Below are 26,219 nucleotides of genomic sequence, written 5' to 3'. Positions count from 1 at the left end.
TAGTTGCCTAAGCTTTTACAGCTTACCGGTGTGGTATCGATGCAATGCTTTCGCTTCGGCGATCCGATAAAAAAGACGCGAATTCCATAGTCATTCGCGTGCCCTGAGCCACCAATTCCCAGTTTCTAAAAACTACCTTTCCTGTATCTTCATTCCACCACCTTCTGCGTTTTACTTTCAGATAGCAGGCTTTACCGCGTATGGGAAAATCTTTTACAGTAATTTCTGCAAAATAGCCTTTGAAGATGAGGTTCTCGCCTGCATATTCCTCCGGATGCTGGTTCTTCTCTGCTAAACTAATAGGGTAGCTCTCTTCTGTCTTTTCTACTGAAGTAACTTCAAAATAGTCAAGCATCCCATCCGGTAGAAACAAAGAAATGATAGCTTTATCCAATGATTCTTTTTGACGGCTAAATTATACCCTAACAACTTACCCCACAACTTTTAAGCTTGATCCCTGATGTAGGTTGACAGTTTTAAACAAAACTGTATCTATGGAAGATCACATTCGCGAACTATTAAACAGCTATCAATACAGCGAAGAAGTCAAAGAGGCAGTTGCCTTTCGTGTGCTTTTTGGAAACGAAGATGCCAGGAAAATCATGCAAGAATTGGGCATACACTCTATCCAAATGATTTATCATTGAGTTAGGTCTCATATCTTTGCCTCCTATGAATGAAAAGCAAAAACAAAATTTAGAAGCTTTAAAACAACAGAATAAGGATTTAGAGAAATCCTTACAAGATGCCAATCTAATGATCTGCTGTTCATACTATGATTGATGTAGCTGAAAATATCTATTAGAAAAAAGTCTGGTGCGGGGCACCCCGTGCCAAACGGTCTTAAAACTACAGTGTAATCAAATTGCAAAGGTAAGTGTCGGTAGCCTTTGCCGACTGTATGGTAAAAGTCGTCAAGCATTTCATTAGCTAAGAACATTCTTGAATCAGCGCCCTGCCCAGTCTATGCTGGTATTGGATCTAGCAACTGCTATCAGGAGGGAGATCCCTGGTCTGGGGACGAAAAAGCTATATCTTCTGCTACGGGAGCCCTCTCAAAAAAGTGGCACTACTATGGGCAGAGATCGGTTACATAAGTTGCTTCGCTCCCACCGTATGCTCATTCGGCATAAAAAATCTGTACACCAGACTACACATTCAAATCATCTTTTGAGGAAATACCCTAACTTGATCAAGCAACTTCCGGTCTCGGAGACCGAACAAGTGTGGGTATGTGACATGATCTAAATCTTTGTGGAGGTTGACTTCATCTGTCTGTCTCTAATTACAGTGCCTACTTAAAGAAGATAGCGGGCCTACTGCCTGCATCAATTTTTGAGCACCAAAGGTTGCCTGAGAGCTTTGGAAATGGTCCTTGCCACACGTAGTAAACAGGGGAGTAGGCTTATTCATGATTCTGATCGCGATGTACAGCACTGCAGCTTTCAATATGTAAAGCAGCTAAAGGCAGCAGGCAAAGCCATTAGCATGACAGACAGTGGCCATGCGTATGAGAATCAGATTGCCAAAAGATGAATAACCCCCTAAAGCATGAGTTGTCTAAATGGCCTATTTGAAGCGTATGTGATATTTTTTCTTAGTCTTGATTGCTGGTCATGCTCAAGATTCAGTTACGGCGGAAAACAGTCATTGTGATGGCAGAACTAATTTGTAGTGAGACTGAATTTTCATATAAACGCTCACATTATACCGTTTTATCATCCCTCTCTTCTGCTTAATATCGCCTAGATGGATAGTATGCTCCCGGAATGACTAAGTGTAAAGGGAAACATAAATTAATCTCATACCCACTACGAAAAGTAATGTTGAAATACTGCTCTGCTGGATGAGTAGTACAACCTCTTTATCCCTTCAGCCATCACTATCAATTTACGATGGAAATAGAAGACATTTTATAAGGCAAGAGATACCATACAGCCCCTAAGATCAGAGGATAAAAAGAATATTTTTTCATATAATATTATAATCAAACATATAATTTATATTACTTTGCATGTAAATATATTGAAATAGACTTTTATTTCTGCAATGAAGTTATATACCCTAATTACCTGCATGTTGTTCATCTATGTGGCCTCAGCAGCTCAGTCCATTGACCCGAACTTTCAGGCGCCTACGCCGATTACGGCAGCGGACATCAGTAAGATTGTAGTCCAATCCGATGGCAAGATTATAGTGAGCGGAAATATCGACTTCTATGAGCAGCAGCGGACCAATCATTTGATTCGCTTACATCCAAATGGAGATTTGGACAAATCTTTCTCGTTTACAATGGATAATATTGAAGTAGTTGAACACATAGCTTTGCTTAATTCGAACGAGATAATAACCGCTAGTAGCAATAGTCTATTAAAACTAACTACTACAGGTGAAGTCATACGGGAAGTTAAGTTTGAGCAACCCATTTCATCACTCAATATTCAGGCGGATGATAAGATTTTAGTAACGACTTCTAATCGATGGGTAGAAGAGGATATTGGCCATATCTACCGGTACAATCCTGACTTATCTGTGGATGAGACCTTCAACCAAAACAACCAAGTAGACGGGTGGATCTTTGATGCTGACTTGCAGGGAAATAAACTAATTATCCTAGGTTCTTTTTCAAAAGTAAATGGCAGCGAAAGAAACGATCTAGCTAGGTTTAATACTGATGGGAATATAGACGAAACTTTTGATGTAGGGGCAGGAACTCCTGGTTTAATATATTATATCACAATAGCCCCAAATAACACGATTCTTTTAACAGGAACTGCTGTTACCACATTTAATGATGTAGCGGTTTCCTCAGGTTTGTTACGTTTGGGGGCTAATGGCATGGTTGATCCTATAATTAGTACGCTTAAAATAGATTTTGTATCGACGAAACCTATCTTTCAAGATGACCAGATCATCGTTGCTGGACGCATACGCGAAAACACTAACTCATCCAAGTACTTTTTCAGATTAAATAATGATGGTACGCTAGATAATGCTTTTTGGCAACATCAGATAGCATATACTCAAATGGGGACTATAGCATTTGATAAGGATGATAACATCCTTTTCGGTCATTCTTCTTATCAAAAGGTTGAGTATGGTTTAGGAAAACTGACTTCTGATGGGCAATTAGATACAACTTTTTTGCCCCCCATAGGCAAACAAGGCTATATCAACCGAGGTGACTACTTCGAAGGAAAGCTAGTTGTAGGCGGGGATTTTGTTGATCTGGGAGGAGTACATACTAGAAACATAGCCATCATGGATACTAAAGGGGCTGTTGACCCTGCTTTTCAGATTAAGCAGGATGTTATCAAATATGCAGCTAATAATCAACAAGCTTCACAGCTTACATTCGTTGATGGTGATACCATCATAGTAGCGTTAAGCAACAGATTACTAAGAATCAATAGCAAAGCTCAGATAGACTCCACCTTCGTTTCCAGTGATATTCAAGCGCCGCTTGGTTGGCCCGAAGATACATATTATTATGTAGACAAGTTTGAGCTAGCTGGGAACAAAATCATTACCAACTCACCCAACGTGATCAATATGTTCAAGAGCAATGGTACCCGCAATCTATCTTTTACGGAATATTATCGTGAAGTATCTGGTGGGTTTTCACCTTTAAGTCTACAATCTAATGGAATCATTATTGATTTGATTCAAAGGGATGGAGGTAATCAAATTTGCCGGTTAAATTGGAATGGAACGGTAGACTCCTCTTTTAACTCCATTACTGAACCAAAGGCTATTTTTAGCGAAATAACTACCCTTAAGGATGACAACTTATTAGTAACCGGCAACTTTAAACAATACGGTGGGCTCACGACTCGTAGCTTTGTTAAACTATACAGCAATGGCGAGATAAATAACAAAGTTACTACCAACTTTTTAAATACTGCTCCGGATTACACTTATCTGAAGTATAATAGGCGCTTTAGAGAAGGATACTTAGTATCAGGGTATTCTAGCAATGACTCCTTATCAGTGGGCTTTATAAAAACTGATGGAACGTTTGTTCCGGAGTTAAGACTCCCAGAAGAAGTTTACACAACATCAGAGGAAATCTTCCCAGTAGTTGCTGGGCACGATACTGTATTCTTGTTCTCTTCATTTCACTTCCATGGACAGAGTGAAACAAACTCGGTAGTTAAGTTAGCTTTTAATGACCGTCCCATAATTCATGGTACAGTTGCTGATCTAAGTACGCCGCAGAACCTACCGCTATCAGTATCATTAGACGATCTGATCGTCGTAGATAATAATAGTAATTATCTCACCGATTTTTCTCTACGCTTGCTACCTGGTGCACACTATACGGTAGATGATACGAGCATCCAGCCTCATAGTGGTTTTGTCGGAACTTTATCGGTGCCCGTAGTGGTCAATGATGGCAAGTATGATAGTGATCCGTATGCTATAACAATCAATGTAATCCCTCCACCAGAACCCATCATAGTTACGATCAATATAGATACACTGACCTTCCAGCATGCTAACATAGCTATTACTTTTAGTGAAGAAGTGAAGGGCTTCACGCCAGAAGATATAATGATAGAGGGTGCAGTGCTTACTGACATGTTCACATCTGATAGTGTATTATTTACCGCTACTCTATTAGGTGTGCCCGAAAGTACGGCGTGGGTGTATCTTCCCGAAAACAGGGTTCAAAACGCTTCAGGCGCTGTAAATAGTGTAAGCGATACACTTAAGGTGAACTTTCCTGCCGTCACCCCAATGCGCTATACGATTACACTCTCCGTAGAGGATTTAGCACCTGCTACTACACTTACTGCTACTCTATTCCAGCAACAACAAGGAGTCTGGAACGTAGATACCATCATAACAACGGAAACCACAGCCCTTTCATTGACAGGATTGCCAGCTGGCACGTATACATTGAGCATTCAGGTGAAAGATACAAGCTGTATAACTAGTTATCTGGGTGAGGTACTTACGCTAGCTGAAGCGCAGAAGATCGAGCTAAGTCAAGATACGGTGCTTTCCGTTACTATGCTTTGGCAATCGGTAGCTAGCACGCCAGGAAGTAGCGAAATGACTGGCGTTATAGAAGGCGTACTATTGCAAAGGGATGTAGATAATGGGCGATTGCAGCTCGGAGAACAACTGGCCGAGGGCGATCCTATCAGCCAGGTAGCGGTTTATTTACTTGATGAAAATCAGTACGTAGTGGCCCGCACTTTTACCAATGAGAAAGGATACTTCCGCTTTGAAGGACTACCTGAAGCTACTTACCGCCTTCGAGCCGACCACCAGGGGCTCATGCACGAAGCTTCCTTGGATCAGATTACCATTGACAGCACTCATGAAATCCTCCAGCTTTCCGTCATTGCGGGTAGTACCCTTTGGTTAGAAAGCATAACCATCCAAGAGCAACCGGATGATGAGAATCAAATAACAGCACTTCCCGGAGAGGTGGAATCAACACTACGCTATTTTCCTAACCCAGTTAGCGATCGACTTACCCTTACGGGGCTTGCGGCCGGGAACGGCGGCAGGGTGCAGCTACTAGATATTATTGGTAATAAAGTGCTAGATGAGGCTATTGCTAATCCGATGCAACAGTTACAGCTATCAAGTTTACCTTCCGGCATATACATATTAATGATTCGACAAGGAACTCAACAATCTACTTATCGCATTCAAAAGCAATAAGAAATAAAATACCCAACACTTATGTCTACTCTATTTTTATTGACTATTTATACTGATCCCATATTAGGCTATCGAGCCGATATTAGCCTATAAAAGGCCACTGTTCACTATTTCTAGAAAAACGGAAAAGTACATAACAAACGCACTAATCCACTAGCAACCGGCTAACCGCTGCGGTATTCGTAGCCCACTGGGCGTCATACACTTCATCAGCTAAATCAGCGGAATCTACCAAAGACAGATTTTGAGCAGTAGCCTTTAAGGTTAAAAGATTACCAATACTAAGCTTGCTATCTAGCTTGCCTAGGAGCACTTTTACTCCTTTCAAATCTAGGTTATTCACCACTTGTCCTGCAAAACTCATTTCAAGCCAGACAACCTCACGCTTTTCTACATCTAATACTCCAAACACCAATCCTTTGGTGATACTTTTAGTAACTCGCACTTGATGCTGCACACAAGATGGATCATAGGCTATTCCGGTCTTTTCTGAAATCTTCATTGGAAACTGGCTATCCATCCAACCTACTACTAAGTTAAGAGAAAGACCTCCGGTAGAATAAGCATTACAGGTGAAACTTACGTATTGAGCACCGCGGCTAGATAGTTTTGTCACATCAAGTTCAATATATTCGGCAGTACCTACCTGATGAGGAATGCTTCGAATATCGCCACTATGTTTACAACCGGGAATTACTAGCTGCAAATAAGAGCAATAGTCTGTAACACCATCTGGATAACCTACAAAACAGCTCAAGTCCATATCAAGATGCTGGGCTTTTAAACCTTCTCCCCACCGCATGAACAGCCGCACCTTATCTCCTTGCACAGGGAAGCGAGTTCCCATCAAAGCTGAAGGCAAATCCTGTACGGTTTCACTACGATCACCAATGGAGAGAGGAACATTAAACAATTGAGAATCGATGAAAACTGTTTTGTTTGAGTTTTCAAGCTCAGAAAAGCGTAGCTGCATTGCTTCTAAACATAGCCCTTCAATACTGTCCTTCATTTTCTGTAGGATCTTTTCATCATAGAGTTTTAGCAGGGGATGCGAAGATATACGCTTTCTAGTGCTTCCTAAAGGTTGTACGCTCCTGAAAGTATCTTGCTCAAAATAGGTCTGGGCATACATATTTAGGGTCAATAACAGTCGGGCTGGTAATTGATCCAACACTTCGCGAAAGTGAGATAGTGTAACTTCCGGACCAAACCAAAGCATATTAGAGAATAACGAGCGAGCAAATAGACCAGGCCGTTGCTTCAATAATCTAAATGTGTTGTCAGCGTCAGTCTTTAGCCGATAGTGATTGACCTTTCCTTGCCATACCGAATAGGTTTCATTGTAGAATACATCTAACAAACGCGCTAAATTCTCAAAACCTTTCCTTTTGCTATATTCGGCTAACCGCAAAGCCCGGATAAAGCGTACCCACATGCTTCGTTTGGGATGCATAATTTCGGCTACTTTCTCAGCATCCATCGGTAAGTCATTCAACCACTGGGTTACTCGCCTGCACTCCTTCCGATTGTACCTCAATTTTAAGTCTGCTTCAGACTGTATTTTAGCTAACACGCTTTCATCGGCTGGTTGGAATACATGCTGGTTATTTCGCGCAATACGGTTCATAATTGTCTTAGGTTCTACGACCTGTAAGAACCCCGTATGCTTATACCATAGGTAACGCAGAATATCGTGAGGACTAGTAAATAACCGGCTACACTCCGCACTTCGGTCTTGATCTATGAGTGTATCCACCACTAACATCAATGTCTCCTTCATTCCCACTGATACTTGTTCAGGAATGGTGCAGTAGGTTAGCAATATTTGCAAACTTTCTGTTTGGGTAGCGTCTAATGCTGTTTTAGACTGAAGTAGATCGCAGAAAAACCTCTGTAAATCATTTTCTTTCCAGTAGTCCAATAATTTGAGTTTGCTACCCTGCCCATACGTTTCAATTTTGCCAAACTCAAAAGGGGTCCCACAAAATGGGCATCCGTTATATCGTTCCAACGGAAATGTATCTTCTGGAATTAGGTGCCCGCAGGAAAGGCGAGTCCCCTTTTTGCTACCTAATGCGTTAGACACAAAAGTAGTGATATGATCTATCACCGACTCGCCGGTTGGAACATCCCACCCTTTCACCAATGGAGTCCAGTTCTTTTTGACGCCGGTAATTTCTTTTAGCACTTCCAACACTTCTAGTTTAACAGCTGGCGAAACCTTATTAAGTGCCCATAATAGTTCTTCCGAGAAGGCAAAACCTAATTTTGCTGCATTCGCTACTAAGCCCCCGTAGTTTCTTTTAGTAAGATATCATCTGAGCGGTGATCCACTTCTACAATCAGCTCCTTTTCCGATAGGAATACTGCTTGTTGGCGAAGACTGACTTTACGTAATTCTTGGTTCATGACTACTTTATTTAAGAGATTGAATACCGGATAATTTTGCTACTGATCTACCCAAAAGACGTTGGAGTAAGTAGTAATTGATCCTGGTATAAATGGTAATTAGCAAACTTCTGAGGCGGATTCGAACCGCAGTATACCGAGTGAAGTAAGTTTGCTTTGACCCTGAGTCTGAGTAAGGCAGGTGGGATTCGAACCCAGCGTGGGTCGCCCACGACCTGGGCGTCCTGAGCGCAGAAGTAAGCCTACATTGACCCATTTTATTAGTAATTGGCAAGCTATACCTGCTCTACCACTGAGCTACCGCGCGGCGCCCGCTGCCTTAATCGTTAGTGGAGGTAATTGAATAAGTAAACTTGGTAATGGTTGAAGTAACTTATTCTTGACCTTCCTTAGTGTATCAAAGATCAGATCTGAGTGCGCAGTTATTTTGCGCACTGCTGTTTTTTCTTCTTATTTTTCTTTCTTCGCTTCCAGGGAGCATTTTTCTGCCAATCTCCCGCCATAATACTACCGTAAGGAAGCACCTCATCAATCACGTCTCCCAACCCATAGGTTTGCATTTGCGATCGTACTGTCTGTGCGTTTTTATAAGCAGACGGCAACTCAGAGATGTCTATCTCACCTGAGAAAAAGCGTACGTCAATTCCTTCCGTTTCTTCTTGAAAGATTTGTAACTCCGTTTGTCCCTGCTTTTCCCGCTTATGCGCACTACGGCTAATATTACGACCCGCACCGTGTGGGGCGAATCCCAAATTATCCTTCGTAGTTGCCCCCTGAACTATTAATACTGGTTCGGCCATATTCAACGGAACTAGACGAGGCCCCGTACTATCGGGCAAAAATTTCTCATCTAATGGAGTGGCTCCTTTGGCATGATAAAATAGGGGCTCATCGCTTGTCGATCCGACTTGAAAAACGAAGTTATGTTCGTTCCAATAGCGATCATACCCTTGTACCCTTAAACCGTGTAAGGTGGCATCGTGCAGCATGCTATGGTTTAGTTTCGTCCAGGCTCGAATGGTTTGCAGGGCCTGCCAGTACTGTTTGCCTTCTTCGGTATCGAAAGGAATCCAGGCATTTTGCTTGAGCGTTTCGGGAGAAATTTGCTTCCGGAAGTTTTCAGCAATCTTCATTCCTTGACTGTACAGCATAGCTCCTACACCCCGTGATCCGTGATGGGTCACCATCATGGTATGCCCGGTCTTAGCCGACTTACCTACGAACAGAAAGTGATTTCCATCACCTTGCGTACCCAAGTGTGATTGAGCCATTTCAAGCATCTTCTCTTTATTTAGCAGGGGGTTGTCTTTAAAGCTATTCTTTAGGCGAGTAGGCAGTAAAAATTGCTTATCATAGCTTCGTCCCCCAAATCCGAAATGGGTTACTTGTTGAGCCTGATCTAGTACCTTTTTAGGATCAATCATCCCCACATCGGTTAACATAACAGAACAACATATGTCAGCAGAGTGCATACCGGGATGAATAGCATTCTTAGCTACAGCTACACCACCTACCGGAATAGTACCAATGGGTCCGGTTGGGCAAGCATCTGGCATAACGGCACCTTTAACCATTGTTGGAGTACGTAATAATTTTCTCATAGAAGCTACCACGGCATCAACATTTCCTTGCTCTTGATCATTATCCGCGTGAATATTGATCTTCAAATCAACAGTTTCAGTATGTAGAGGCTGGTGGATTGGTTTGACACTATCCAGATAATTTGTTAGCTGTTCTCCTTCTAGTTGATGCTGATTGGCATAAATTATGGCTTCTTTAAACCATTTTCCTGGCTGATAGCCTAATGCAACTAATGTCTTTCCAGTGATTTCCATTGCTTTTTCTTTTTGAACATTACAAAGGAAAGAATGATGTGCGCAGGGATTTTGCACACTTTACTTTTTTGCCTACTTTTTGAAAAAAATACGATGGCTTTTAGTAAGAATGCCCTCATTCGGTATAAAACAATTGACAAGTGTTTCCAAAACCGATATCGACAATGGGCGCTTCCTGATCTAATAGAAGCTTGTTCGGAGGCATTATATGAATACGAAGGCCGAGCGGTCAATGTAAGTCGACGTACTATCCAGGCTGACTTGCAGATGATGCGAAGTGATAAGTTAGGCTATAATGCTCCTATTGAGGTGTATGACAAAAAGTACTACAGATATGCTGACCCAGCGTACTCTATTACTGATATTCCGCTATCGGATACTGATATGCAGGTATTATCAGAAACGGTAGAAATGCTGAAGCAATTCAAAGATTTTTCTCTTTTCTCAGAGCTAGGAGGTATCATTCAACGATTAGAGGATAAAGTATACACGGAAAAAACCAGACAGCCAGCGGTGATTCATTTAGATAAAAATGAAAATCTTAAAGGTTTGTCTCATCTAGATTCTCTCTATCAGGCAATTATCAAGAAGGTTGTTCTCATCATTACGTATCAGTCATTTACGGCCAAAATGGCGTCTAATCTAACCTTCCACCCCTTCATTTTGAAAGAATATAATAACCGCTGGTTCTTAGTGGGAAGGTCAAAAGAGAAAGGGCCAGTGATTACCCTCGCCCTAGATCGCATTATTGAGATCAATTACGATCTCCACACTCCCTACTTAGAAGAAGATTTTGACGGAGATACGTACTATCAAAATACAATTGGGGTAACTGTACTGCATCCCAATTCGGTACGAGAAGTCATTTTACGGATCAACCCGCTCAATGCCCCTTATGTATTAACAAAACCTTTTCATACTTCTCAAAAGCTACTTAAAACCTTAAATGATAGTAGCATAACCGTTAGCATCAAGGTACATCTCAATTTTGAATTAGAACGACTGATACTTGGATTCGGTGATTCTGTTGAGGTAATTAAGCCGCAAAAATTAAGAAACCGTATCAAGAATAAGCTTAGCTATGCTCTTAATTATTATCAGTAAACCCTTTGCGCAGATCAGTTAATAAAAACTTATATACTTGGTACACGTTTAGTAAATTGTATATATTTACACGTGATACTGTAAAATGTTACCGATGGACATTCTTACCCATATTGAAGCTGGTGTCTCATCTGAGCAAGTTCGTGATTTTCAGCAAAAGTTTTCGCTTACTGCTCAGGACATGGCTTTTCTGATGACTCTAAGCCGAAAGGGATACTATAACTTGTTGGAACAAAAAAAACTAGGACGGCAGCAAACTGAGCGATTCTTACGTATTCAACAGGTGTATGAGCAGGCAATGGAAACGCTGGAGTCGGTAGAGAATATTCACCGATGGATGCATACCTACCATGCCTACCTTCAGCGGGTACCTTTTGAGATATTAGATACCTTTGCTGGATGCCGGGAAGTGGAGTCCGAACTGATCCGCCTGGATCATGGAGTACTGAGCTAAAGTGGTCTTTTCTTACTTCTATACACTTTAGCCTTGAATCTATTTCGCATAACCAAACCTAAATACGCCCAAGACCTATCGGGTACTGAAGCCAAACTCACTGGTGGCCGGTGGAATCCATTAGGAAAAGCGGTTCTGTATACTGCAGGCTCCAGTGCTTTAGGACTACTAGAACATCTGACCCACTTAAGCGTAGCCAATCTGGGACTACGTTTCCAACTTGTTTTCATCGAAACCTACAATACTCCCATAGCTTTACTGGAAGATCATTTTGATCCATTGCCCAAAGACTGGAAAGTAGATAAAGCACTCACACAGGAGTATGGCAGACAGTGGATAGAAGAACAGCACTCACCGATATTGCGGGTTCCTTCCCTTCATTCACCCTGGGAGTATAATTACTTACTAAATCCGTCTCATCCGGAACTGAATGTAGCTATCGTTGATATTTCATACTACGTGCACGATGATCGGTTTTTGAAGAAAGAATAATTGACAAGGCTGACCCAATTGAAAGTTCATAAACCTCTATCCAGGCAGGTTTTCGTTTACCTTATCTAATGAGCCAAAATTTAGCCTTTTTGCATACCTACGAGTAGTTCGCATATCTTTATGTCCGAAATTCTCTTGGATTACATGTATAGGAACATCATCATTTAAAAGAGTAGTAGTATAAATATAACGAGACACGTAGGTGTAATCTTTTGCTCAATACCTATTGCTTTTCCCTATCTGCTTAAGGTGAGCGTTGATATTACCAGTCTTATTGTCAATCTTTTTTAAAATTTCCTTTTCGGAATAGTCTCCATCCAGAATAGAAAAGACTTAATCTTAAAAAGTGTCCTTATGATTTTTAAAGTGATTAAGGATTTACTGTGTTTCATCAGTAACCTTAATAGAGAATATATCAGGATCAAGATGCTTTAAAGTTTTATTTCTAGTATAGGTTAATCTTTCGTTACCAATCTGTTTCCATGTGAGTTTTGCAAGAGCAGTGAAGTTCATTCCTTGATCGAGATAGCAAAAGATAAAATACTTCTGTGCTATCCATTCAGAGAGGTCTTTTTCTGTTAAATATTGGTAAAGCTTGATAATATCTTCCTTACTGAGATCTTTGGGTAGAGTGTTCTTTCTTACTTCTATGCCTCTCAAAAGGATGAGGTGATGGGGTAATTTATAATCACTAATGGTTCTATTGTATAGTGCCTTAAAACAGGATGTGTATATTTTTGTAGAACTTGGTTCGAGCCCAAGAGGAGGAGCTTTAAGATTTGCCACTTATAAGTCTATCTTGTAAGTGGCTTTTTTGTGTTGATACGCCACCTATTTTTTTGCTTTTCTTTAATCTTATTTCAACCAATAATAAAGAACACCTTACTTACCTCTGTCATCTTTTTCTTATAAGAAGTATCAGATTTAATTAGCCTGTTTTAATGAATCACTTTACCTTTGCCGACTATTGTAAAAACTAAAAAGGAGCACGGCATGAAAACTTGGTTCGTTTGTAAAGTAAAATATCAGAAGCAGGACGAAAAAGGTAAAGTCAAGAACGTATCTGAGCAGTATCTGGTAGATGCGGTTTCGTTTACTGAAGCTGAAACACGTATTTATGAGAAAATGGGAGAGCTGATAGAGGGCGACTTTTACGTTTCAAATATTAGTAAGAGCAATTTCACGGATGTTTTTCATTATGAAGATGCCGAAACCTGGCATAAATGCAAAATGACCTATACACTGGAAGTAGAGGGCAGTGGCAAAGAGAAAAAAGTTACTAATTATATTCTGCTTACCGCTCCTGATGTAAAAACTGCCTACGACCGCGTTTACGAAAGCCTGAAAGGGATGCTGGTAGATTTTAGGGTACCAGAAATTGGAGAAAGCCCTATTTTGGAAGTATTTCCTTACGAGAGTAATGCAGAAGAAAAATGGCAAGAAGCCCCCGATAATTTTGAACCGGTGACTTCTGAAGAAGACCAGGAGGCATAACGCTAATCTAGCGTTTCAATAACAACTTACGATAAAATCGTTTTCCTGTACTTAGTAACTCTACCATATAGACACCCTCAGGAAGTTGTTGCTGAGCTATTTCATTTAAATTTATTTTTACCGGAAAGTTATGATACATAATAGCTTTCCGGCATACTTCTTTCCCCTGAGCATTTTTTAAACTCAACACAACCTCTTTCTGATACCATATTTTATTGCATAGCCACAGGCTTCCCTCGCTAGGATTAGGGTAAAGCTGTAAATTTTTCTCTTCAGGATCTTCATTTGCAGCAGTCACATTCACAACGGTCAATAACTTCGTGACGGTATTTGTACAGCCCTCACTGTTTTGAGCAATTAAAGTGATAGGATAGACACCAATAGAGTCATAAGTTTGTTTTACACTAGCTCCACGGGTAGTATACTCTCCATTCCCCAAATCCCATGACCAGCTGATGTTAGAAGTTTCCTGACCAAAAGAGAAAGCTTCAAAAACTGCTTCGTTGTTTTCTGTTAAGAAAATAGTATCCTCAACAATATTAAAATCCGCAAACTTGTTAAAAGCCACTTTTACTTCGGCAGCCTCACTTTCCCCCAGACTATCAATGTTTGTGATATAAAAAGTTTGCTCGGTTTCAAATTCCTCTACAATATAACTCTTGCCCCTGTGGACCGGTGCAGATAGTGATGCATCATTGTAGAAGTAGAAATTCACTCCTTGAGTAGGAGCCAGCTTTACTGCTTCTCCCCTACATACCTGCTGATCCTGAAAAAAAGGTTTTGGGCTTTTTACGATATCTATAGTTTTTTTGCTGTGCTGATTGCAGCTAATTCCATCAATGTGAATATACTTCAGCTCTACATTCACAGCATGCATGGCATTATGCTGCTCTGTATAATCATAATACAATGTATCTGATCTGCTAACTGTAACATTGTCCACTACCCACTCCATATCACTAAGTTTAGCATCCGACTCAGCCCAAATTTTAAGCATGTACTTGCTCTCATTTGAGAGATAAAGTTCGTGTTTGATGTTGACTTCAGCCTGTAACACACTTACCGAAAGCGGCATAGCTATGCTCGGGTAAGCAGTGTTCTCATTAACTACATAATAAGTAACATCTTTAGTAAGGTTATCGGTTGTATATGACTTTCCGCTGAATAGCAAGTTCTTAAGAGACTTATCACTGTAAACAGCAATCTGATCAGTATTTGCAGCAACTATAGTTATTTTTTCATCTGAGCAAATAAGCTGATCTTTTAGCTCAGCAGGTAAGGCTCGTTTTACTACCGTAATTTCTTTGCTGGTAACATCCTCACAACCTGCTATACTACTTACTTTCAAGTTTATAATGTATCTACCTTCTTCACTAAATTTTACAGAAGGTGATTCTTGGGTACTCATATAGCCATTACCAAAATCCCATGACCAGCTTGCAGCATCTCTGCTTAAGTCCTTCCATTTTATGGTTGCCGCATCTTCAGTACTCAAAAACAGAGTATCATTTTTGAAACTACCTTTGCTCACTGTATGCACAGCAAAATCCGCTTCAGGATAAAGCATCTTTACTTTTATCTTCCTCATTTGCCCTTCATAACCCAATTCCATAGAAGTTAAGAAAATGGCAGTATCTCCTTCTAGAGCTTCCAAGTTGAGTATACTATCTTCAGCGATGAGTTCGGTACCGAATGCATCTTTATAAAAACGATATAGTCCCTTCACTTTAGGTTGTATTACCACCGAACTATCTATACAGGCATATTGGGTTTGAAGTAGGGGAGGGTTAGCCCGAAAAGCTTCATAATGTGCTTTGGCAGTAGTAGCAAGTGTTTGTAACTCCTCTAGACTTTCTCCGGTAAGATAAGCAAACGCCACATGTGAATGCGCCCCGGAAGCTAATGTGTCTATAGTAGCACTAAGCATGTGAGCTACATCATTCCCTGCACCCTCTGTCCCTGCACTTGCTTTTGCAATGTCTTGTGACATCCAGGCATAGCGTATAGAGTCGCTTAAACTAACTCCAAGATCTGCTACATTTCCTTCCTGATTTTTCTTGTCAATTGCATAATAATTGGGGGAATGGCCACTTAGCAATGCCAGCCCTGCATATAGCGTATCACTGTGTACATAGCCCATCGTATGGCTGGCATCCCATGCAGCTTTATTTTTTGTTGAGTCACCTAAATCCCAGTCTGCAAAAACGCCTACATTGAGATCATATACACTATTTTCTTCCTCCTTAATAATTCTATATTCCGAAATAAGGTAATCTTGTCCTAATCCGCTGGTATTTGTAAGCCATTGCTGCTCTACTCTAAGGTTTAGAGAAGCTGTGGCATCAGCATCATTAAACACGGAACTTAAAAGAATATCTGCCTGCTCACTTTCTACAAAACGTAGGCTTTCTATAGTAGTAAAGTCCCAGCTATGTATCGGTAGCGTCAAACTATTGATGATGTTGTCGGATACACTATCTATATCTGTACCTACTGCCAGCCCTAATGAGTTTGCCCACTGGACTCCATTCACCACTAAACTTTCGCCAGAAAAACCCTGACCAATGTCTCCGCTACCACTCACTGCCAGACGAATTTTACCATTATCAAGCTGAATGTTATTCTGAGAAGAAACAATAAAGAAGTATTGATAATCGGTATACTCTCCATCTTCAAAAGAAAGCCGAAAATAAATTTGCTCATTGGAAGGAAGATCTTCGTGCAAATAAACACGAAAAGCCTGCTGGCCCATTTCCACATTCTCCAATGTGTTTAGCGTACCCAAAATAAAGGTAGAGTCCAGTATACTAACATACTCAGAAGGTGAGGAAAGCGTAACTTTGGCGTCAGAAGAAGTAGGGCTTAAATAGTTAGTAAAGCTGGCTTGTATGCTTAGTGTATCTTTGTAATAAGCGTAAGGCCCTACATGGTTTCTGTAAGAAAAACCCCTCATCCGCAGGGCTGGAGAATCTACATCTTTTAAGGCTTTGCCCATATTTAAACGCCCTCTTCCTAACTTCTCCTGATGCTGATTATTAAGTCCTATGGCATAAATATCATCACTGCTGATTCTTAACTTTTCCATCACCTGCAAAGCATTCATTTCCGGGTAGTGAGCTCTTAGCAAGGCCGCTGCGCCTGCAACCTGTGGGGTAGCCATAGATGACCCACTGCTGTTTGCATAAGTATCACCGCTGCGAGTTGTGTATACATTTTGCCCCGGTGCCGTTAAGTCCACAAAATAACTACTGGTAGTGGCTGAGCGAATTTTATCATTTGTATCAGTTTGGGCTACGGAGAGCACATGATCAAACGAAGCGGGATAAAAATCTTCAAAAACTCCACTATTTCCAGCAGCAGAAACTACTACTGCGTCTTTCACTAATACTGCATAATTAATAATATCCTGCCCGAAGTTGGAGTAAGCATTAGCCCCACCCCATGATAAGTTAATAACTTTACAACCCATATCAGCAGCATAGGCAATTGCTTCGTAGCCATTGTAAAAGTTACCATTAGAAGATTTAAATATCTTAACAGGCAAATATGAAGAGTTGAAACCAGTACCAGCAATGCCTGTTTCGTTGTTGGTAGAGGCAGCGGCAATGCCATTAACTTCTACTCCATGAACGTTCTGGTCTGCCGTAGGATCATTATCTAAATCTGCAAAATCCCAACCCAGATAATTGTCTACATAACCGTCATTATCATCATCTATACCGTTAATAGGATCATCGGCATTTCTCCAAAGGTTATCGGCAAGGTCTTCATGTCCAAGGTCTACACCAGTATCTAGAATACCAATTACTATGGAGCTTTCTCCTTTTTCTATTGCCCAGGCTTCGTAGGCATTAATCAAAGAAAGATATTTTTGAGCACCAGATTTTGCGGCAGCAGGGTCGTCTGGCACATATTCATCTGCCAGCGTGCCCAGAGGTTTCATAAGGTAGTAAGGTTCAGCGTACTCAACGTTTTCTAACTGGGAAAGCTTCTGAATAGCTTCTTCAAGACTTTGTCCTGCTGGAAGCTTCAGCTTATAAATGTTATCCAGATGTAAATTTGGTACATTGGCACGAGCATTCGCAGATTTTGAGGCCGCCAATGTAGATGATGGGAGTGCCTGCTCCAGCTGTTCTGGCCTAAGCCATTGGCTAATAGTTTGAAGTGTATTTTGAGACTGGCTACGCTTGGCTGAGTTTCGGGCTTTTAGCTTGACAATCAGCGTCTGAGGCGCATAATCATTAGAAGAAATTTGAGACGGAAAAGCAAGCTTACGGGCGTGCTGTGCATAGCTTTGACTGCATATTAACAATAGGCAACACGCCCATAAACTTAACCACTTCAGAATACCCATAGCCCAATATCGTTTACTTAGTAAGAAAGACCCCTTCATTTAGCATTTGGTTGGCACAATTTACCTACCAATTTGTAAGTAAAGGCTAAAATTAGAAGTATAACTTCTACCAAGCTTTACTAAAGCTAGTAAAATCCTACATCAGTTAAAATATCTTGTGAGCTATAAGTGTACTAAACCCTAATTTATTAAGGGAATATACCTCTTGACAAGTAAGATATTGCTATTTTTTCTACAGAACTTACAAAAGATGCAGTTCTAAAATCAGGTATATCTTTCGTTTTCATAAGTTCTCTGGTCTCATGATAGGCAGACACCATAATCTCCTCAAGGCCAGAATTTACGATATCTACCTCTCCTGGCCCGGTTTCCAGCAGCTTATGATGAGCATCTGAAAGCTGCCCTCCGGTAAGCTCTTCCATAGCCTGTAATATGCGACGATTATTAACCTCTTCGTAACGCTTATCCATTCTTCCGAAAGAAACACGAGAAAGGTTTTTTAGCCACTCAAAATAAGAAACCGTAACCCCTCCTGCATTCAGGTAAAGATCTGGAAGGATAAACACATTGCGCGCAAGCAAAATTTCTTCTGCTTCTCTTGTAATAGGTCCGTTTGCAGCTTCCGCTATAATTTTGGCCTTAATACGATTCGCATTATCTTTTGTAATCTGGTTTTCAAGGGCGGCAGGCACTAATATGTCACACTCATACTCCAACAAGTCATTGGGGTTAAGAATACCTTTACCTTTGGAGTAATTAACGATAGACCCACTACTGGTTTTGAGCTTCATCAAGTTTTCAATATCTAAACCATCCTCGTTATAAATACCTCCATTATACTCGGCGACTCCAATAATGATAGCTCCACTTTCCTGAAGGAATTTTGCTGAATGATAACCCACATTACCTAAACCCTGAACAATAACTTTTTTTCCTTCCAGCCCCGGACTTAAGCCGATAGCTTTCATATCTTCTTCTATGCTTACTGCTTCGCGTATTCCAAAGTAGACTCCCCTACCGGTAGCTTCTGTTCTCCCTCTAATTCCGTGTAGTGAAATAGGTTTGCCGGTAACACAACCATAAGCATTGATCTGCTCAGGATAAAATGTACTGTAAATATCTGCTATCCATGCCATTTCCCGCTCTCCGGTACCATAGTCAGGTGCGGGCACATCCAAAGCCGGACTTATAAAGTTCTTTTTGATCAGTTCAGCTGTATACCTTCTGGTGATAGATTCCAACTCAGGCTCCTTGTACTCACGCGGATTAATGCTTACCCCTCCTTTGGCTCCACCAAAAGGTACGTCTACTAACGCACACTTAAAGGTCATTAGAGCAGCTAATGCTTTTACTTCATCTTCATTGACGTGGCTGCTGTAGCGTATACCACCTTTTACTGGTAAGCGATGGTGAGAGTGCTGTACCCTCCAGCCTGTAATTACCCTGTAGCCACCACCCGATAACTTAATAGGGAAATTGAACTTATAAATACTATTACATTGCTTGATCTGATCAATAAGCCCTGAGGGATGATCGGTATAGGAAGCCGCACGGTCAATGTAACTGCTGACATCTCCAAAAAAACTGTAATCACTCATATACAATGGGTTATGGATAAAAAATTAAATTCTTGCGCTTAACAAATTTAGCTAGGGTATATAAAAATCAAATATTATATCGTGCATACATTTAAAATGACCCTTAGGGCACGACTGATACCCAATCTTAGAGCAGGGCCGACAGGATACTTTGTTATTTTCTAATACAATGAACTTGGTTCGGTAAGGATACATACCAAACATCGGAATTGTATTACCCCATATAGAATAAATTGTTTTCTTAAATGCTGCTGCAATGTGCATAAGTCCTGTATCGTGGGTAAACACATACTTCGCCTGCTTTACAATAGAGGCTGACTGGTTGAGATTAAATTTGCCACAGGCATTATAAATAACAGCTTTTTTATTGAAGTCCTTTTGGAGCTTGGGCTCAAGGGGCAGAGAATCTTCTGTTTGAGCAAAAAAGTTTGCAATCTTCTCACCTTCTATACGATCATTTTTATCTCCCAACAATACTATAGGCTTATTAATACGATCACATAACTCAATCATGCGCTCAAGCGGTAGTTTTTTAGTATTAAACTGTGCTCCTATGGCATAAGCTACAAACTCCTGCCTGTGCGTCTCTGGCAGCCAGTCTAATTCTACCTCGTCTTTTTCCGGAATAAAATAGTCTAAGCCCAGACTGTCCATCTTTACGCCCAAAGGCTTTACAGTATCCATATAGCGGTCTACAATATGTACATTAGGCAGCTTATTGATTTTAAAATTGGTCATTAACCACTTTTCTGCATTAAGCTTCTTAAAGCTATAACTCTTTACTCCCAGCCTGGTTTTAATAATGCGGGTACGTAGATTATTGTGCAGGTCAATAATGTAGTCAAACTTCTCAGACTTAAGCTGACTAATTAAGCTATTAAGGCTATTTTCCAGCGTATGAATTTTGTCTATATATGGATTATTAGATAAAATACCCTGGTACTGCTTTTTTACACAATAGTGAACTTCAGCATTGAGTTGGGTTTTAAGGGTGCGAGGTACCGGTGTGGTGAGCACTATATCTCCGATGGAAGAGAATCTCAGAATTAGTATCTTCTTATTTGCCATAGCACAAAAATATAAATTAAGCCAGGTGCCCCGTGCCTCTGTTTAAGTTTTTTAGAGAAAATTAGAAGACTTCTGATTTTCATGAGTTAATTAGGACTAATTAGCGTTATACTAACAAATCAGCTGTTTATTGTTTCAAAAAAAAGCCTTATTTTATAGTAAGACTAGTATTCGTTTGAGAGGATTTTGATTAGTTTATCCGGACAGCAAATTGTCAAATTATGGGAGCAAGATTTTACATATTATCGATCGTCCTACTTGGTTTACCTTGGCTCAGCAGTGCGCAGATAGTTCAGCCAGACCGCATAGAAATAGAGGTTGAAAGCAGCAGTAACGAATTTGTTGTGCTATCTGCCGATGAAAACGGACTACTGATATTTCGCGACTCTGAAGAGAGAGACAAAAAAGGGAAACATATTTGGGAGTTTTTGAAGTACAACACTGCTTTGGAGCAGGAGTGGAAGCGTACCCTATCGCTGGAGTCTGACTACATTTTGCGAGGATACGATTATGACAAAGGTCAGGTTTGTATACTTTTTCAGGACGGTCCCTACCAGGAGCGTAGCTGGCCTATGCTCAATATGTCATTAGAAAGTGGCGACACCGTAGAGCATACGATCAACCAGGTAGTGCCTGTTAATCTGGAGTACTTTGAAATTGTAGGGCAAACTGTTGTGTTGGGCGGGCAGCTCAACTACAAACCTGTAGTTATTCATTATGATATGCTTACTCGCCGGCTTAGAGCTCTGCCAGGTATCTATCAGGAGAATGGAGAGTTAATAGACATTATCCCTAATGAGCAGGAAAATACTTTTGATGTACTGATAGGTGAAATGAATAACCAGCGGGTAAAAACTGTTACCCTCAAGGCTTACGACCAGTATAGCAACTTACTGCAAAGTGCTCCGCTTGATACAGAAGACAGAAAAAACCTGCTGGATGCTCAGGTAACAGAGTTTGATGGGGAAAAACAGTTTCTGGCTGGTACTTATGGGCCCAGAAAATCGCGCTATTCTCGCGGATTGTTTATCGCTTCCATACAACCCGACGGACAGCAGGATATTAAGTATTATAACTATGGGGACCTCAGCAACTTCTTCAGCTATATGCGAGACAAACGTAAAGAGCGCATCAAAAAAAGGATTGAGCGTAAGCGGCAAAAAAACAAAAAGCTGAAGTTCAACTACCGGATGACTATCCATGAGCTAATCGCGGATAATGGCAAGTACATATTGCTTGGAGAGGCTTATTATCCAAAATATAATAACTATTACTACAGTGGTTTTTATGGGGGGTATCCTTCTCGCTACGATAATATGTATTTTGATGGTTACCGTTATACACATGCCATAGCTGTTTGCTTTGACAAAAAGGGCAACCTCCTCTGGGATCATGCTTTTAAGCTGGATAATGCTCAGAGCATGCAGCTCAAACAGTTAGTTCACGTAAATGTGCAGAACGATAGCGTAGTGCTAATGTACTCTTACGAAAAAGAAATAAAGACCAAAATCATTAAAAATAATGGCGAGTATGACGAAACAACCACCAGCCCTATCAAACTGGCCTACGAAAGCGATGAGCTAAAAAACAAAAATGACAGTGATATTGCAGGTATACGTAAATGGTACGGAGAATACTTTTACGTACATGGCACTCAGGATATTAAAAACAAAAACACCAGCAGCCTTTATCAAAAGCGAAAGGTATTCTTTATTAACAAAGTAGCCTATGACGCTAATGGTAGTGGTAGCTGATTTTATTATGAGTAAAGGTTAGTATCGCCTCCATAATTGGGCAATTTTTGATGCCTCCCCTCCCCATTAATAATTATGGAAGTGGTAAGAAACAGATTTCAGAGGTAAATTTGGCTGTTGACTTAACCAACAACAAAAGCCTGATAAGTTGCCCCGCGAAGATGCAAGTTATTCTCGCGGGGATTATTTTATGTAGTGCTGCCGATTCAGAAATGCTGCGTCTCTAAAAATTAATATCTCGCCAAAAATTGCGCCTTTTCTCTTGCAAGATGTAACTTAAGCCTTGTAACTTGCAGCGCATCCATGAAACAAACAAAACAAATCATAGACCAGCCACTGCTGGAGGTTATGCTTGACCGCCTATGCCAGCAGCTTTTGGAAAACCATACGCCTTTTGACAATACCGTCCTTTTAGGTCTTCAGCCCCGGGGTATTCATCTCGCTGACCGTATCAAAGCCCGATTAGAAGAAATTACCGGACATAATGTTCCACTAGGTTATCTGGATACTACTTTTCATCGTGATGATTTTAGAAGAAGAAGTACCCCTCTGGCAGCAAGCACTACCAAAGTACCCTTCCTGATTGAAGAAAAAAAAGTGATACTCATAGATGATGTGCTGTATACCGGACGTACGGTAAGAGCCGCTATGGATGCCATGATTACTTTCGGAAGGCCTACCACAGTTGAGTTACTTGTACTTGTTAACAGAAAATATGCTCGGCACCTGCCGGTAGAAGCAGATTATGTGGGTAGAGCGGTAAATACCCTGGACACCCAACGTATAGAGGTGCAGTGGAAAGAAAAGGGGGAAGAAGATGGTGTATGGTTAAGTAATAAATAAGAAGAGATACATGAACGCATTGCGAAGCAAACATTTATTAGGTATCAAAGACCTGAGCAGCGAAGAAATTCAGCTTATATTTCAGACTGCTGATAGCTTTAAAGAGGTAATTAATCGCCCAATCAAAAAGGTGCCTTCGCTTAGAGATATCACCATTGCCAATGTGTTTTTTGAAAACTCTACACGTACCCGACTATCATTTGAGCTGGCTGAGAAAAGGCTCTCTGCCGATGTCGTTAACTTCTCTTCTTCTGGAAGCTCGGTAAAAAAAGGCGAAACACTTCTGGATACAGTAAACAATATACTGGCGATGAAGGTGGATATGGTCGTAATGCGCCATGCCAGTCCAGGTGCGCCTCATTTTCTGGCTAAACATATTGATGCCAATGTAGTAAATGCCGGAGATGGTACTCACGAACACCCTACGCAGGCTCTACTAGATACCTATTCTATCTACTCCAAATACGGAAGCGTAGAAGGCAAAAAGGTAGCCATCATCGGGGACATACTGCACTCCAGAGTAGCTCTTTCTAATATTTTCGCGCTTAAAAAACTTGGTGCTGAGGTTATGGTTTGTGGGCCGGCTACACTGCTGCCCCGATACATAAAAAGCCTGGGTGTAAAAGTTAGCCTTGATGTAAGGGAAACCCTGGAGTGGTGCGATATCGCAAATGTATTGCGCATACAGCTAGAACGTCAGCAGGTAAAATACTTTCCTTCTTTACGAGAATATTCGCTTTATTATGGCATAAACCTTGAGTTGCTTAATAGCCTGAGTAAACCAATTACCATAATGCACCCCGGCCCTATTAACCGGGGAGTTGAGTTAAATAGCGATGTAGCTGACTCCGAACACGCTATTATACTGGAACAAGTGGAAAACGGTGTAGCAGTACGAATGGCAGTACTATATTTACTTGCTAGTCAGCATAAAGACTAATAGCTTTAGAGTATATTATACTTATCTTTTAGGGCCGAGCGGCGAGATGCATGGAGAATATGTTAATCAGCGCTGTATGATAAAATAAGAGCAGACTAAGCTCTTCTTATCATAAGGACGTGGGCGAAGCGGCAACTAAGTTACTTTCTTGAATTTATTATTCAACTAAAATGCGTCTTCAACCCAAAAAGCTACTACTTATTTTCTGTAGTTTGTCTCTCAGCTTTTTTAGCCTCACACTTCGGGCGCAGGAAGCTGCCATTGATAGCCTCAAGAGGCTACTGCCTACTACGGAAGATACCGCACTGGTAAGGTTACAGACCCGGCTCGCCCTCTCTTATCAGAATTACATTCCTGATAGTGCCATGCGCTATGCAGAGAGTGCACTACAGCTAGCAGAGCAGCTAAATGATCCCAAGGGCAAGGCTGATGCTATGCTGCAAATAGGCAGGCTCAAACGCAATGATGGCAACTTTGGCGGTGCGCTGGAAGATATGTTAGTTGCACTCAGCCTTTATCAAACGATCAGAGACAGTGTTCAAATCGGTAATGCGTATAATGATATCAGTATTGTCTATGGAATTTCAGGCGACTACCCATCATCCCGAGAATACTTTCATAAAGCGCTGGAGATATTCAGGCTAAGTGGCGACCTTCAGGGAGAATCTTACGCGCTTAATAATATAGGCACCATTTACGAGAAAGAAGGCCAGTTGGATAAGGCTAAAGAATACTACCTCAAAGCCATGCAGATTAAGCTCCAGCGTAACGATCAGTACGGCATTGCCCGAGGATTTAATACGCTGGGTAATCTTGCCGTGCAAAAGGGAAATTATAAGGAAGCTCTGTCTCATATGCATAAAGCAGATAGCCTTTTTATAGTGATACAAGACAAAGTTGCTCGCAGTACTAACCTCGGAGAGATAGCCAATATTTACCTGGACCTTAAGCAGCCAAACAAAGCACGTGCCTATGCTCGGCAGAGCTATGCTGTAGCTCAGGAGTTAAACTCCGAACGCGCGCTTGAGAATGCCCTGCGTATACTCGTTAAAGCCAGCTCTGAGCAGGGAGACTTTGAAGATGCTTTTCGCTATCAGTTACAACATGAAGCCATAAAAGATAGTCTAAGAAAAATCACCAACGAGCAGCATCTGGCTGAGCTGAAGGCAGAGTTTGATGATGAACAGCAGAAGACAGAAATTATGCTTCTGAAACAGGATAAACAGCTTCAGGAAGCTTCACTGACGCAACAACGTACTATCATTATTTCGTTGAGCATCAGCCTCCTGGCAATTCTGGTTTTTTCTATAGCCCTTTATAAGTCAAACCGGAGAAACAAACAAAAGAACAAGCTGCTTGCCATCAAAAATGAAGAGATACAGGTCCAGTCTGAAGAACTATCCAGACAGAAAAATCATTTGAGTCAGCTCAACCAAACTAAAGACAAGCTATTCTCAATCATCTCTCACGATATTCGTAGCCCTTTAAATACACTCAAAGGTTTCTCTTACCTACTAAGCGAAGAAATTGAGACTATGAACCAGGCGGAACGGCGACAGATGAGTATGCACATTAACAAAGCAGTAGATAACCTTAACCAGCTGCTGGATAATCTGCTAAACTGGTCTTTAATGCAAACCGGCAACAAGAAGCAGGAATTTGAGAGCGTAGATATCAATGATGTAATTATGCAGAATATTGACCTATATGAGGCTACTGCACGGGAGAAAAACATTAGGCTGGTCAATCAATCAGAGGAAGAGGTATATGCCCAGGCAGACTTTCAATCGGTAAACACCATTATCCGTAACCTGCTATCCAACAGTATCAAATTCTCTTATCCTGACTCCTCTATTTACATAAGTGCCCGAAAAATGAAAGAAACTGTAGAAGTTGCTGTAATTGATCAGGGCATAGGCATGAGTGATGAGGTGATAAATAAGCTCTTTACCATAGACAAAAAAGCCTCACAAAAGGGAACACAAAATGAAAGCGGCAGCGGTTTTGGCCTAACACTTTGCCACGAGCTGGTGAGGCAGAACAAAGGAAGCTTTGACGTAAGCAGCAAACTTAATGAAGGTAGTACCTTCAGTATTAAGCTACCTAAAGCCGCTCCTCAAAAAGAAGTAAACAATGTTTAAAGGCTAGCTTGTAGGTCAAAAACATGTATTAACAAAAGCACAACTATCTATAAG

General features: G+C 41.0%; 21 protein-coding genes and 1 pseudogene. 13 read left to right on the top strand and 9 right to left on the bottom strand.

The window, feature by feature from the left end:
* Nucleotides 1–22 precede the first annotated feature (22 nt).
* The gene (locus tag PZB74_RS13380; RefSeq protein WP_302236821.1) at nucleotides 23–394 is read right to left on the bottom strand and encodes an ISAon1 family transposase N-terminal region protein; all 372 of its coding nucleotides are present in this window, start codon (nucleotides 392–394) and stop codon (nucleotides 23–25) included.
* A 100-nt stretch (nucleotides 395–494) separates the two neighbouring features.
* On the opposite strand from PZB74_RS13380, the gene PZB74_RS13375 reads away from it, so the two are divergent.
* The 5 genes and pseudogenes from PZB74_RS13375 to PZB74_RS13360 all read left to right on the top strand — a co-directional run bounded on the left by PZB74_RS13375 (nucleotide 495) and on the right by PZB74_RS13360 (nucleotide 5,679).
* Nucleotides 495–647 (top strand): hypothetical protein, encoded by a 153-nt coding sequence (locus PZB74_RS13375; RefSeq protein ID WP_302236819.1) that lies wholly within the window; start codon nucleotides 495–497, stop codon nucleotides 645–647.
* A 295-nt stretch (nucleotides 648–942) separates the two neighbouring features.
* Entirely contained in the window at nucleotides 943–1,248 is a 306-nt protein-coding gene (locus tag PZB74_RS13370) for a hypothetical protein (protein ID WP_302236818.1), read from the top strand.
* Nucleotides 1,249–1,335: 87 nt separating this feature from the next.
* Entirely contained in the window at nucleotides 1,336–1,536 is a 201-nt protein-coding gene (locus PZB74_RS13365; RefSeq protein ID WP_302236817.1) for a hypothetical protein, read from the top strand.
* A 513-nt stretch (nucleotides 1,537–2,049) separates the two neighbouring features.
* Nucleotides 2,050–2,988: pseudogene (locus PZB74_RS22635) on the top strand (delta-60 repeat domain-containing protein); the annotation flags it as partial.
* 39 nt (nucleotides 2,989–3,027) lie between these two features.
* On the top strand, nucleotides 3,028–5,679 hold the full coding sequence (locus tag PZB74_RS13360; protein ID WP_302236815.1) for a carboxypeptidase regulatory-like domain-containing protein: 2,652 nt from the start codon (nucleotides 3,028–3,030) through the stop codon (nucleotides 5,677–5,679).
* A 145-nt stretch (nucleotides 5,680–5,824) separates the two neighbouring features.
* Here PZB74_RS13360 and PZB74_RS13355 read toward each other — a convergent pair whose 3' ends face one another.
* The 3 genes from PZB74_RS13355 to PZB74_RS13345 form a co-directional block, all read right to left on the bottom strand.
* Complete coding sequence (locus tag PZB74_RS13355; protein WP_302236813.1) at nucleotides 5,825–7,873, bottom strand: hypothetical protein; 2,049 nt, start codon at nucleotides 7,871–7,873, stop codon at nucleotides 5,825–5,827.
* Between the two features lie 89 nt (nucleotides 7,874–7,962).
* Nucleotides 7,963–8,088, bottom strand: a complete 126-nt coding sequence (locus tag PZB74_RS13350; protein WP_302236811.1) for a hypothetical protein — start codon at nucleotides 8,086–8,088, stop codon at nucleotides 7,963–7,965.
* 422 nt (nucleotides 8,089–8,510) lie between these two features.
* Nucleotides 8,511–9,923: an RtcB family protein gene (locus tag PZB74_RS13345; RefSeq protein ID WP_302236810.1), complete on the bottom strand. Its 1,413-nt coding sequence runs from the start codon at nucleotides 9,921–9,923 to the stop codon at nucleotides 8,511–8,513.
* A 33-nt stretch (nucleotides 9,924–9,956) separates the two neighbouring features.
* Here PZB74_RS13345 and PZB74_RS13340 point away from each other — a divergent pair, with 33 nt between their 5' ends.
* From PZB74_RS13340 to PZB74_RS13330, 3 genes are all read left to right on the top strand, one after another.
* Nucleotides 9,957–11,027: a helix-turn-helix transcriptional regulator gene (locus tag PZB74_RS13340; RefSeq protein ID WP_495885128.1), complete on the top strand. Its 1,071-nt coding sequence runs from the start codon at nucleotides 9,957–9,959 to the stop codon at nucleotides 11,025–11,027.
* 94 nt (nucleotides 11,028–11,121) lie between these two features.
* The gene (locus tag PZB74_RS13335; RefSeq protein WP_302236806.1) at nucleotides 11,122–11,481 is read left to right on the top strand and encodes an Xre family toxin-antitoxin system antitoxin; all 360 of its coding nucleotides are present in this window, start codon (nucleotides 11,122–11,124) and stop codon (nucleotides 11,479–11,481) included.
* A 33-nt stretch (nucleotides 11,482–11,514) separates the two neighbouring features.
* Nucleotides 11,515–11,973, top strand: a complete 459-nt coding sequence (locus PZB74_RS13330) for an RES family NAD+ phosphorylase (RefSeq protein WP_302236804.1) — start codon at nucleotides 11,515–11,517, stop codon at nucleotides 11,971–11,973.
* Nucleotides 11,974–12,009: 36 nt separating this feature from the next.
* On the opposite strand, the gene PZB74_RS13325 is transcribed toward PZB74_RS13330, so the two are convergent.
* Together PZB74_RS13325 and PZB74_RS13320 are read right to left on the bottom strand one after the other, a co-directional pair.
* The gene (locus PZB74_RS13325; protein WP_302236801.1) at nucleotides 12,010–12,171 is read right to left on the bottom strand and encodes a tyrosine-type recombinase/integrase; all 162 of its coding nucleotides are present in this window, start codon (nucleotides 12,169–12,171) and stop codon (nucleotides 12,010–12,012) included.
* 180 nt (nucleotides 12,172–12,351) lie between these two features.
* Nucleotides 12,352–12,633, bottom strand: coding sequence for a site-specific integrase (locus PZB74_RS13320; RefSeq protein ID WP_302236799.1), 282 nt, complete (start codon nucleotides 12,631–12,633; stop codon nucleotides 12,352–12,354).
* 333 nt (nucleotides 12,634–12,966) lie between these two features.
* On the opposite strand from PZB74_RS13320, the gene PZB74_RS13315 reads away from it, so the two are divergent.
* A complete protein-coding gene (locus PZB74_RS13315) occupies nucleotides 12,967–13,467 on the top strand; it encodes a DUF4494 domain-containing protein (RefSeq protein ID WP_302236797.1) in 501 nt (166 codons plus the stop codon).
* A 7-nt stretch (nucleotides 13,468–13,474) separates the two neighbouring features.
* Here the strand turns inward: PZB74_RS13315 and PZB74_RS13310 are convergent, their stop codons facing one another.
* From PZB74_RS13310 to PZB74_RS13300, 3 genes are all read right to left on the bottom strand, one after another.
* Nucleotides 13,475–17,860, bottom strand: coding sequence for a S8 family serine peptidase (locus PZB74_RS13310; RefSeq protein WP_302236795.1), 4,386 nt, complete (start codon nucleotides 17,858–17,860; stop codon nucleotides 13,475–13,477).
* Between the two features lie 149 nt (nucleotides 17,861–18,009).
* The gene (locus tag PZB74_RS13305; RefSeq protein ID WP_302236792.1) at nucleotides 18,010–19,419 is read right to left on the bottom strand and encodes a Glu/Leu/Phe/Val family dehydrogenase; all 1,410 of its coding nucleotides are present in this window, start codon (nucleotides 19,417–19,419) and stop codon (nucleotides 18,010–18,012) included.
* Nucleotides 19,420–19,470: 51 nt separating this feature from the next.
* Nucleotides 19,471–20,487, bottom strand: coding sequence for a glycosyltransferase family 9 protein (locus PZB74_RS13300; protein ID WP_302236789.1), 1,017 nt, complete (start codon nucleotides 20,485–20,487; stop codon nucleotides 19,471–19,473).
* Between the two features lie 221 nt (nucleotides 20,488–20,708).
* Here PZB74_RS13300 and PZB74_RS13295 point away from each other — a divergent pair, with 221 nt between their 5' ends.
* The 4 genes from PZB74_RS13295 (at nucleotide 20,709) to PZB74_RS13280 (ending at nucleotide 26,165) form a co-directional block, all read left to right on the top strand.
* A complete protein-coding gene (locus tag PZB74_RS13295) occupies nucleotides 20,709–22,241 on the top strand; it encodes a hypothetical protein (RefSeq protein ID WP_302236787.1) in 1,533 nt (510 codons plus the stop codon).
* A 303-nt stretch (nucleotides 22,242–22,544) separates the two neighbouring features.
* A complete protein-coding gene (pyrR, locus tag PZB74_RS13290; RefSeq protein WP_302236784.1) occupies nucleotides 22,545–23,084 on the top strand; it encodes a bifunctional pyr operon transcriptional regulator/uracil phosphoribosyltransferase PyrR in 540 nt (179 codons plus the stop codon).
* A gap of 10 nt (nucleotides 23,085–23,094) precedes the next feature.
* Entirely contained in the window at nucleotides 23,095–24,024 is a 930-nt protein-coding gene (locus tag PZB74_RS13285; protein ID WP_302236782.1) for an aspartate carbamoyltransferase catalytic subunit, read from the top strand.
* 170 nt (nucleotides 24,025–24,194) lie between these two features.
* Nucleotides 24,195–26,165, top strand: coding sequence for an ATP-binding protein (locus tag PZB74_RS13280; protein WP_302236779.1), 1,971 nt, complete (start codon nucleotides 24,195–24,197; stop codon nucleotides 26,163–26,165).
* Nucleotides 26,166–26,219 lie beyond the last annotated feature (54 nt).

The organism is Porifericola rhodea (genome assembly GCF_030506305.1).
In the GTDB taxonomy this organism is placed as follows: domain Bacteria; phylum Bacteroidota; class Bacteroidia; order Cytophagales; family Cyclobacteriaceae; genus Catalinimonas; species Catalinimonas rhodea.
This window is presented reverse-complemented; position numbering and strand designations above follow the sequence as displayed.